General features: G+C 68.3%; 9 protein-coding genes and 2 pseudogenes. 4 read left to right on the top strand and 7 right to left on the bottom strand.

The window, feature by feature from the left end:
* Positions 1 to 476: 476 nt before the first annotated feature.
* Positions 477 to 659, top strand: a pseudogene (locus ACFQLX_RS21455) (IS5/IS1182 family transposase); the annotation flags it as partial.
* Positions 660 to 882: 223 nt separating this feature from the next.
* Here the strand turns inward: ACFQLX_RS21455 and ACFQLX_RS21450 are convergent.
* The 7 genes from ACFQLX_RS21450 to ACFQLX_RS21420 all read right to left on the bottom strand — a co-directional run bounded on the left by ACFQLX_RS21450 (position 883) and on the right by ACFQLX_RS21420 (position 4,584).
* Positions 883 to 1,188 carry a hypothetical protein gene (locus tag ACFQLX_RS21450; RefSeq protein ID WP_386417562.1) on the bottom strand — a complete coding sequence of 102 codons (306 nt, stop codon included), beginning with the start codon at positions 1,186 to 1,188 and terminating at the stop codon, positions 883 to 885.
* 52 nt (positions 1,189 to 1,240) lie between these two features.
* Positions 1,241 to 1,756, bottom strand: a complete 516-nt coding sequence (locus ACFQLX_RS21445) for a DUF4265 domain-containing protein (RefSeq protein WP_386417560.1) — start codon at positions 1,754 to 1,756, stop codon at positions 1,241 to 1,243.
* A 286-nt stretch (positions 1,757 to 2,042) separates the two neighbouring features.
* On the bottom strand, positions 2,043 to 2,408 hold the full coding sequence (locus ACFQLX_RS21440; protein WP_386417558.1) for a hypothetical protein: 366 nt from the start codon (positions 2,406 to 2,408) through the stop codon (positions 2,043 to 2,045).
* Positions 2,405 to 2,668, bottom strand: coding sequence for a hypothetical protein (locus tag ACFQLX_RS21435; protein ID WP_386417556.1), 264 nt, complete (start codon positions 2,666 to 2,668; stop codon positions 2,405 to 2,407). The genes ACFQLX_RS21440 and ACFQLX_RS21435 overlap by 4 nt, the downstream gene beginning before the upstream one ends.
* 49 nt (positions 2,669 to 2,717) lie before the next feature.
* On the bottom strand, positions 2,718 to 3,536 hold the full coding sequence (locus ACFQLX_RS21430; RefSeq protein WP_386417554.1) for a DUF6042 family protein: 819 nt from the start codon (positions 3,534 to 3,536) through the stop codon (positions 2,718 to 2,720).
* A gap of 243 nt (positions 3,537 to 3,779) precedes the next feature.
* Positions 3,780 to 4,388: a class I SAM-dependent methyltransferase gene (locus tag ACFQLX_RS21425; protein WP_386417552.1), complete on the bottom strand. Its 609-nt coding sequence runs from the start codon at positions 4,386 to 4,388 to the stop codon at positions 3,780 to 3,782.
* Complete coding sequence (locus ACFQLX_RS21420) at positions 4,333 to 4,584, bottom strand: helicase associated domain-containing protein (RefSeq protein ID WP_386417550.1); 252 nt, start codon at positions 4,582 to 4,584, stop codon at positions 4,333 to 4,335. Before ACFQLX_RS21420 ends, ACFQLX_RS21425 begins: the two co-directional genes overlap by 56 nt.
* A gap of 161 nt (positions 4,585 to 4,745) precedes the next feature.
* Between ACFQLX_RS21420 and ACFQLX_RS21415 the strand changes: the two genes are divergently transcribed.
* From ACFQLX_RS21415 to ACFQLX_RS21405, 3 genes and pseudogenes are all read left to right on the top strand, one after another.
* Positions 4,746 to 4,904: a hypothetical protein gene (locus tag ACFQLX_RS21415; RefSeq protein WP_386417548.1), complete on the top strand. Its 159-nt coding sequence runs from the start codon at positions 4,746 to 4,748 to the stop codon at positions 4,902 to 4,904.
* Between the two features lie 310 nt (positions 4,905 to 5,214).
* Positions 5,215 to 6,273 (top strand): annotated as a pseudogene (locus ACFQLX_RS21410) (FAD-dependent oxidoreductase); the annotation flags it as partial.
* Between the two features lie 33 nt (positions 6,274 to 6,306).
* Positions 6,307 to 6,882 carry an aromatic-ring hydroxylase C-terminal domain-containing protein gene (locus ACFQLX_RS21405; RefSeq protein WP_386417564.1) on the top strand — a complete coding sequence of 192 codons (576 nt, stop codon included), beginning with the start codon at positions 6,307 to 6,309 and terminating at the stop codon, positions 6,880 to 6,882.
* Positions 6,883 to 6,995 lie beyond the last annotated feature (113 nt).

Here is a 6,995-nt window from a genome sequence, read left to right as displayed (position 1 = left end):
AGGACTCCGTCCTCCACGCTCTGAAGCTCCGCTTCAGAGCGTGGTCGGGCGCTGGCATCCGCAACTCCGTTGCGGATACGGCGGGCTGGGGCCGAGTTTGGCTCGACTTCCCTGGTCAAGCGCTCTTCTTGACGTCGTTCCGTGGTCCGCTGCGGCCTTCCGCTTTCGTGCTTGGTGTCTCCACCGTACCGGGTCGTGAGTGAGGGCGGGAAGGCAACGGCGCTGGTCCGGTGCATCTGCGCGGCGCTGGTCGGGCGCCGGGGTTCGGGGGTGGCCGGGTGCGCGGGACACGAAAAGGGTGCGGGGTGGGACGGGGTGGGGTGGTGCTGGTTGTTACTGTACGAAACCATTTCATGACCGCTAACATGACTAGACCAATCATTGACATGCTCATGCAATTCGGGAGATCGTGGCACACCCCCACACGCCACTGACACACCCCCACATCGCAATAGCACCACCCACGTCACGACGAGCAACGATGGGGCGGCGTGCGGTGGATCGGAGACCCGACCCACCGCACGCGGGACTTGTCCTGGCTGACCGGCTACCGCCGACTCAACCACCGCTACGAACGCCACCCCCGCAACTACCTGGCCTTCCTCGGCCTCGCCGCAGCGCTGTGCTGCTACAAGCGACTGCTTCGACTCACCACATAGGACACGGTCTTAGTTGACGGCTCCTCACCAGTTCGTCTCGCCGGCGAAATACTTGGCCGCCTTGCGGAGGATGTCCCGCTCGGTGGCCAGTTTCCGTTCGCTTGCCTCCAACTCGGCCACCCGGGCCTCCAGCTGCCGGACCCGCTCGTCCGCATCAGCCGCTGGCGCGGGGCCGGCTGCTCGTGCCGACGCCTTTGCGGGCAGCGCTGCAGCATCACGTCGTTCAGTCCGACTCCTTGGTCGCCACTTCGACGCCGCAGCCGCTGCATACGAGGTTGGGGCCGTCCTGGCCGGCGATCCCGCAGCAACCGGCAAGACGCCGCGAATCGGGGTGCCGTGCGACCCCGGGAAGGTCATCCGGGTGCAAGATCAACAGACTCGCATCAAAATTGACCTTGAAGGTCCCCGCAGCCATCCGAGGGAAGGCGATCGCGTGAGCCGCCGACCGCTCCGGCCCTCGCAGCGGTTCCCCAGCTTCCACGTCGTTCGTCAGGAACTGCTGGCAGTTGACGCAGCAAAAGATGGTCACTTGTCGTCCTCCACGCCGCCTTCACACCAGGAGAGGCGATCCGCCATGGCGGTCACGTCGCTTCTGTCTCCCGCCATGCTGCGGTGACACACCCTTCCTCCCAATGCCACCACCCCTTGGCATCGCCATGCTCCAAGAGCTTCCGTATCCGAGGCAGGTCAGCATCTGGTGGAACATCGAGAGCCACCATCCGGAACTGCTCGATCCCCTCACCGGTCGTGCCCAGGCGGTGAAACGTCTCCAGCACGGTCTGCCGGGCAGCCTCCGAGCCGCCGTCCCTCAGGACGATCAGTCGGATGGTGCAGTTCCCCGAAGCCCGCACCGTCCCACCGGCCCAGCGGACACCTTCCTCGTCGGTCTCCACCCGGATGACGTCGTCGCTGGCGACTCCGCGTACGAACCAGGGAGTGTTGTCCAGACGCACGGTCCCGTCACCGAGGTCCACCGCCCACAAGCTCTCCACGCTTGCCGGCGGCCAACCGTCCTCGTCCACCTCCAGCCGGAAATGAACCTTCACATGGTCGTCCCTGACGCTCGTCACCGCACCATCATCCACAGCCGCGGCCATGCCGGGGAACGATCACCTCACGAACGGGGAACGATCTTCAAAGCCTCGAGTCGACACTGGTCAAAGCTTCTCGTGAACGCCCGTGGATGCGGCCGCCCTTCTCACGGACAGCAACAAAGCCCACCAACACCAGGAGGTTGCCCCTGCCACAGATCGACGTGTTCGGCATCCGCGTTGTGGCGTACATGCAGGGTCATCCGGTGCTGGCGGACGAGGTAGTTCACGACCGCGACCAGGGCACCCTGGTGCGCCGTTAACGAACGAGCTCGCTCTGGGATGAGGTAGATCAACTCGTCCAGGTCTTGAGCTGCGCGGCGACCTCTCGTACGGGGAGTCCGTCGCGTGCCGCGCGGGCCAGGGGGAGGACGGTGTCCAGGCCGGGGCTTACCGGGAGGCCGCACGCTGACAGGTAGGCCGCGGTCACCGTGGCGGCGAACAGCAGGTTCCTGACCTCCAGGCTGGGGTTCCTCGCCAACTCGCACAGCAGCGCCGCCGCCTTGTGGTGGGGCTCGGGGTAGACCTCGTGGTCCAGGACTTCCGCCCGGTGGCGTGCTTCCGCGGCTACGGGCACGCCGTAGTCGACGACCTGCGGGTCGCCCGGGATCTGCTGGGCCACTGCCAGGATCCAGGCAAGGTCGATGCGCAGGTTCACGCGGCGTCCCTCGATGCGCTGTTCGCCGGCCCTTCCGCCAGGCCGGGGTAGCGGTCCTCACCGACTTCCGCCTCGAACAGCTCGGTGTACGAGGCCAGGAACGCCGCGGCGCCGGCCATGAAGGCAGTGCGTGACTCGTTCACGTCCTGCTCGATCAGGTCGGCTACGTACCCCTGCAGGCTCAAGCCGCGGCGCTTGGCCCGGGCCTCGGCAGCCGCCTTGACGTCCTCGTCCAGCCTGATGTTCGTCTGCTTCGCCATACCCCCAGCATAGCTACCCATCGATACCAGCTGCTAGCTAACGACGGCATCAGCGTCCCCGATCAAGCTCCAGGTCCTTGGGCATGTCGATGACCAGCTGGCCTTGGTCGTTCACGCCGTGGATGTGGATGCGGCCGGAGTCGAACTCCTCCCAGTCGCACCGCACCCGGAACACCTTGTGCTCCGCCAGGCCCTCGAGGTCGACGCTGGCGGTGAAGTCGCCGGCGTCGAGCAGGATTTGGAGCGCCTGGCGGGCGTCGTAGGCGTTGCCGTCGATGATCCTGGCCAGTCGGCCAAGGCTGGTGCGGATCTCGCTGTGGCGCGCACCTCGGGAGTCGAACAGGTCGATGATCCGGTACGAGTCGCCCTCGTACGCCGCTTCGATGCGCAGCTTGCGCTGAATCGCAGCTTCTTCCTCTGCCAGCGGCAGGACGTCCTGCGGCACGGGGAACGGTTGCGCCGGATGCAGGTGCGGCACGCCGCCCTCATCCGGTAGTTCCTGGACAGCGCCCGCGGCCACCAGGAGGTCGATCAGGTCGTTGACGGTACGTAGCGGCGGCAGGCCGAAGTGGGCGGCGTACCCGTCGGTGGCAGCGCGGGCTGTCGCGAGAGCGGCCGCCTCCTGCGGGTCGTCGTTCTCGTCCTCGTCGTCCCAGCACGAGGCATCGAGCGCGTCCTGCGGATCGCTTCCCCTGCGAAGGAAGGGGAACAGCCCCTCACGGGTGAAGGGGGAGCCTTCCAAGCCCACAACGACCAACAGGAACGGCAGCAGGGGAGGGTGGATACGGCTCCAGCCGCTGTTCATCACCGCCTGCAGGTGCTCCTCGCGCTGCTCGGGAGACCAGTCGGCGGTTGTGAGAATCGTCATCGTGGGCACTCCAAATCGCTGGCGGGCTTGAAAACGCGCGGTCAGTCGGCCTGGCACGTGATCAGCGGGGCTGCGGGCGGACGGATCGACGGTAGCGGCCGGCGTGGGTACTCGGGCGAGGATCGGGGCGGCTACACCCTCCAGGGTGAGGCGGTGTCCGAGGGCCGGGGCCACGACCTCCCGGTCGTGGCCCCGGCCCTCGTCGAAGTCAGTCAAACAGCCGTTGTCCCCAGCTGTGGTGGTTCACCAGGTGATGGTCAGCTGGGTGTCCGGGCGGGTGATGCGGGCGCCTGCTTCGAGGTGGTCGTCGTGGGCGGCCGCGGGGTAGGCGGTGATGGTGGGCTGTGTGGGGCGCTGCTGGTTCCAGCGGTGCAGGAGGTCATTGGCCTGGGTGAGGAGCTTGTCGGCTCCGGGGCCGTGGGCGGTGATGCCCAGTTCGTCGGTGTCGTCGTCGACGGGGCGGGTGGTGAGGTAGGCGAAGGTGGCGCCGTCGTACAGGGCGGCGCCCGACCAGCGCAGGGCGGGGTCGGCCAGTTTGAGGTCGCGGGCGGTGGCGCCGACGGACAGCTTGCCGAAGTCCAGGTCGCTTTGGATGGTGGCGAGCCACAGGTCGAGGTGTTCGGCGCCCTCGTCGTGGCGGACGTGCAGGCCCGTCCAGTGCTGGTGGGCGGGGTGGGTGAGCGCTGTGGCCAGGGCTTCCTGAGGTGGCTGGTGAGGTGGCTGGTGAGGTAGTTGATGCTGGTGGCGACGGTGTCGCGTTTCGGGCTGGTGAGGTGGTTGCTTTCGGCCTGGGTGGTCATCTCGTCGGCGACGGTGGTATTTGCGGTGCCAGTCCGCGCCGTGCGGGAGCATCCAGTCTGTCGAGGGTGGTGAGTTGGGCTTCGCGGTCGGGGGTGAGGCGGCCTTTGCGGGCGGCGGCGCGTTGGTCGATGAGGAACTGGCCGGCGGGCTGGGTGATGGGGATGGCGAGGTGACCGTGTTCTTGGTGGTAGGCCGCGGCGGTGGTGAGGTTGCCCTGCCAGGAGGCTTCGTGGGGGTCCCAGATCATGCCGAGCGCGGCCCAGTACTGGTGCCACCTGTGGGACGACCGGATCCGCCGCCGATGGAACACTCCCGTCGTGCGCCGATCCCTTGTCAGTGGTATTCACCCTCCGTATAATTCAACCAGCGTTGAGTTCTGTGACCGCCTCCGTGGAAGGGAATTCCGCAATGCCCGCAGAGAAGAAGGTCATCCGCATTCACCTGGAACCGGGACGGGACGGCGTGACCCTGAGCGCGGTCGAAGTCGCCTCGGCTACCGCGCCCGCCGAGACGCTGGTGGAGGCCACCAACCTCACCGAGGCCACGGTCATCGAGGTCGAGGTCTGATCCCAGGCCCGGTCGGCGGGTGACGTGGCAGTTCACCGCTTCCCGGCCGTTGGGGGCGGGACTGGAAGGCCGGCCGGCAGCACGGGGGCCCGCTGCCCCTTTCTCTTCCTCACCTCCCGAGCTCCCTGCTTCGACCTCGTCTACGGCGACTGCGATCCGGTCGGGCACGTCACCGATATCAGCGGGGAGACTCTCCCGCCCGCCGTGCTCGCCCCTGACGTGTACGGCCCGTGGTTGGCGTGCCACGTGGCGGGCCGCTACTGCCTTGAGGTCCGGGTGACGCTCCTCGAAGGTCTCGGGCACCCGCTCCAGCCGTGTGGCAGGGGTCCGCACGGTGCACATGACAGTCCGAGAGCAGTTGAAGGAGAAATCCGTGGCCATCGCTCCAGAACAGTCAGTCATCGTCGTCGGGGCTGGCCCCACCGGCCTCGCCCTGGCCTGCGAACTGGCCGCCGCGGGGGTGTCGTGCACCGTCCTCGAACGCCGGCGCGCACCTTCCACGCAGTCCCGCGCCGTGGGCCTGTACAGCAGAACCATGGAGGTGCTCGATCTGCGCGGCCACGCCGACACGCTGATCGCGCTCGGACGGCCGGTCAGCCGGATGGTGCCCGTGCGTGGGGCACGCGTCGACTTCTCCGAGCTCGACACCCGCTTCCCCTATCTCAACGTCATTCCGCAGAGCCGTACCGAGGAAGTCCTCCAGCAGCGCGCCCTCGACCTCGGTGTCACCATCGAGCGCGGAGCCGAGGTGTTCGCACTGGCACAGGACTGCTCGGGTGTCACACTGCAGGTCCGCTCGGGCGAGCGCGAGTGGGCGGAGAGCGCCGAGTTCGTCGTCGGCTGCGACGGCGCCCACAGCGTCGTACGCGAACTCTCCGGGATCGCCTTTCGCGGCCGTACGTACGAGATCGCGCCTATCCTCGCCGATGTGCGCCTGCGCCGGCCCCCGCCGGACGAACTGCTGGTCATCTCCGGCGGCGGTGGGGTCACCGTCTCGGTACCGTACGGCGGCGGGCTGTTCCGCATCGCCGCGGCAAGGGCCGATCGGCCGTGGTCGCGGAAGCCGGTGACGCTGGAGGAGCTGAGCGAGGTGCTCACGGACGCGCTCGGCTTCGACCCGGGGCCGTACGAGCCCGAGTGGCTGGCCCGTTTCAAGATCCATCAGCGGATCGTGGACCAGTACAGGACCGGTCGGGTTCTGCTGGCCGGCGACGCGGCGCACCTGCACTCCCCGCTCGGGGGGCAGGGGCTGAACCTGGGGATCCAGGACTCGGTGAATCTCGGGTGGAAGCTTGCCGCCGAGATCCAGGGATGGGCGCCGGTCGGGCTACTGGACACCTACGAAGCAGAGCGGCGGCCGCAGGCGCAGCGGACCCTGCAGGTGACCGACCGGGCCACGCGGATGTCCGTGACACCGTCTGCCGCAGTGGCCCTGGTGCGCCGCACGGTGCTGGCGGGGGCTCTGTCGAATCGGCGGATCCGGACGTTCGCCGCGGAGTCGATCGCGGGACTGCGAAACGGATACACCCGGCGAGGAGCCGCCGGGGTATCGGTGCGAGCCGGGCAACGGGTGCCCGACCTCACCGTGCCGCGCCTCGGCGGTGCTGACGTCCGCTTGTACTCGCTGATGCGGGACGGCCGGTTCCTGCTGCTCGATCTCGCCGAGGACGGGCGGCGGACGGCCGTCACCGAGGCTTGGGGCTCGCGCGTCAGCCCCGTACAGATCGGTGCTCCTGTGCCTGGGCTACGGGGTATCAGTGCACTGCTGGTGCGTCCGGACGGGTACGCGGCCTGGGTCGATGGGGAGAAGGACCCGGGTGGGCGGGAGGAGCGGCTGCGGAGGGCGCTGCACCAGTGGTGCGGGGTCGAGGGACCGGCGCCCCGGCGGACCGCTGCTGCGGAAGGTGCGGCGGAGCCCTTCGCAGGACCGGTCGCCGCCGGCGTGGAGCAGGAGTCCACGGCGGTCGAGCAGAGCTGAGGCGCTGACCAGGCCACGCAGGCAGGCGTCGGTCACCGTGGGAGAGCTCCCGTTCGCACCGTAGCGGCGAACGGGCTGGCCTGTGGGACCAGTGCGGCAGCGGTCGTTGTCCG

Source organism: Streptomyces polyrhachis (assembly GCF_042663125.1).
In the GTDB taxonomy this organism is placed as follows: domain Bacteria; phylum Actinomycetota; class Actinomycetes; order Streptomycetales; family Streptomycetaceae; genus Streptomyces; species Streptomyces polyrhachii.
The sequence above is the reverse complement of the archived record's forward strand: the minus strand, read 5'-3'. Positions and strand labels throughout refer to the sequence as shown.